Annotated in this window: 3 protein-coding genes and 1 pseudogene; 1 reads left to right on the plus strand and 3 read right to left on the minus strand. The window is 35.3% G+C overall.

Annotation, left to right across the window (positions count from 1 at the left end):
• The first annotated feature begins 3 nt into the window (after positions 1 to 3).
• Complete coding sequence (locus ACE199_RS23425) at positions 4 to 105, plus strand: IS3 family transposase (RefSeq protein ID WP_375349433.1); 102 nt, start codon at positions 4 to 6, stop codon at positions 103 to 105.
• Position 106: 1 nt separating this feature from the next.
• On the opposite strand, the gene ACE199_RS23430 is transcribed toward ACE199_RS23425, so the two are convergent.
• From ACE199_RS23430 to ACE199_RS23440, 3 genes and pseudogenes are all read right to left on the minus strand, one after another.
• Positions 107 to 472 (minus strand): hypothetical protein, encoded by a 366-nt coding sequence (locus ACE199_RS23430; protein ID WP_375351911.1) that lies wholly within the window; start codon positions 470 to 472, stop codon positions 107 to 109.
• Between the two features lie 241 nt (positions 473 to 713).
• Positions 714 to 971 carry a hypothetical protein gene (locus tag ACE199_RS23435; RefSeq protein WP_375351912.1) on the minus strand — a complete coding sequence of 86 codons (258 nt, stop codon included), beginning with the start codon at positions 969 to 971 and terminating at the stop codon, positions 714 to 716.
• A gap of 672 nt (positions 972 to 1,643) precedes the next feature.
• Positions 1,644 to 1,872, minus strand: a pseudogene (locus ACE199_RS23440) (IS110 family transposase); the annotation flags it as partial.

The following is a 1,872-nucleotide window of genomic DNA, read 5'->3' on the forward strand; positions in this document are numbered from 1 at the left end:
TTAATGGATTATATCCATTGGTACAATCATATTAGAATCCATGGGACGCTAAACTACACGAGCCCAATTCAATATAAACTTGAACACCTTAAAAAAGTTGTTTAGTTTAGTGTTGACAGTCCATACGTTCTCTATAAAGATCCGTAGGCAGATCCCTTTCACTTTTAAATATTGGGATATCCTTTTTCGTAATGATTTTATTGTCAGGCGTTAATCTAGATAAAAGAATCACATGTTCTAAACATAAGAGATAATGTTTCAAAAAGTTTTCCCAAACAATTTTATCTCCCTGCCAAAAGTAACGACGTGTTCCTTCCATTGGGTCATTTAATTGATCAAGAGCAGCGAAATAAATTTGTTGTTTTTCAAGTTCTTGATATTCACCTATCAAATTTTCAACACTTCGAAACCTATACAAATTACCACCCATTCCCATGACAAATTCTATTTTAATCTTCATAACAACTGGCATTAAGCACTCTTTAAAGAACGATTTCAAAATTATCTTATCATTTCCCCAATTATTCCTTCAACTAACCTCCGTTAGTTCAATAAAAAGTTAATGGTTTTAGACAAGAAATATATTCGGCGTAAACCGTTGAAACTTGTTTAATCCAATATGTAGCAATAAATGATTTTGGCGCTATATAGTTTCTGTCTCGAATGGGTAGTTCAGACAAGACTTATAATCAAGTAGATAACTTGGAAGTTATCTACTTGATTCCATCAGTTTTTAGTGCATCAATGACCTTTTTCAAAAATCTTCTGGTTTGGTCTATATCAGCAATAGTGTTGTTATCAAAGCGGCTATCAGACCATGATGTCTTGCCCACAGAACGTACGAGTAATTTTCCACCCTTAATTAAATAGTGATTCGTTTCCCTGAAATTTCTATCGACGAAATTAGTAGTTTTCTCAAATCCTTCATTCATATCTAATAGTTTTTGTATGACATCTTTCGTTAATCTCATTATAATTTCCCTCCTCCAATGCGGTGCTCAATATAATCCCTGATCATTGTCATAATTACATCAAAGTTCTTACTTTTTCAAGTCAATTACGATGAAAAATTTCGAATTCAAATAATCTTGAATTAAAAAACGCTTGCCTCCTCCGATTCCCTCATATTATATCCGTAATCATGACCTAACCGCGTATGCCATTCATCAAGAGTAAGTCGAAGTGCGGAATATTTTTTTCAAGTTTCTTAGCGAGGGTAGTCTTACCACTACAAGGGAGACCGACCATTAATGGAGGATTGTCATGTATACCATCTACTATTCTTTAATAATAACTATACAACATTCCTGAACTAACCTCCCTCAATAAACAGACAATTATCTCTTAAATACTCAGCTTTTCTCAATATTTCTATCCAACTTATTTACTCTTATAGATTTGATTAGTACGAAAAGAACACAATCAAGCAGTTTACGAAAAAAAAGAGCGCAAGAAACTAGCCAACCTTCGGTTAATTTCAAAAAGTTGGATGAATAGGTATGTACGCACCAATGGATGTCCACATATCTTACGGGGGTCTACCCTCCCAAGTCTCACAGAGTCTACGCTCCTACATTCCTTCGTTCAACCTTTCCATAAGGTGGATGTCGGTCATGCTGCCCCACAGGATCTATGTCCTTACGTTAGTTGCGTTGCCGACTAATCCCATGCTGATATTGTCTGTTCAACATCTTCTCTTCCTGGAACACAAACTGTTTCTGCCCAATGGAGAAGAGAATGCGTATAAGTTTATTACACAAAGCAATTAAAGACTGCATCTTTTTCAACGGATTGTCAGGTCTCGTTGTGTAATAATGATGTAGGGCTTTAAAGGCTTTATTCTTCGCTACTAGAATCATAGATGCCCGAAAT

The sequence above is a fragment of the Peribacillus sp. Hz7 genome (genome assembly GCF_042136355.1).
Lineage (GTDB): Bacteria > Bacillota > Bacilli > Bacillales > DSM-1321 > Peribacillus > Peribacillus asahii_A.

Bases quoted from the DNA above. Each gene is read 5' to 3' on its own strand.
- ACE199_RS23425 (WP_375349433.1), top strand. From the start codon at position 4: ATGGATTATATCCATTGGTACAATCATATTAGAATCCATGGGACGCTA.
- ACE199_RS23430 (WP_375351911.1), bottom strand. From the start codon at position 472: ATGCCAGTTGTTATGAAGATTAAAATAGAATTTGTCATGGGAATGGGT.
- ACE199_RS23435 (WP_375351912.1), bottom strand. From the start codon at position 971: ATGAGATTAACGAAAGATGTCATACAAAAACTATTAGATATGAATGAA.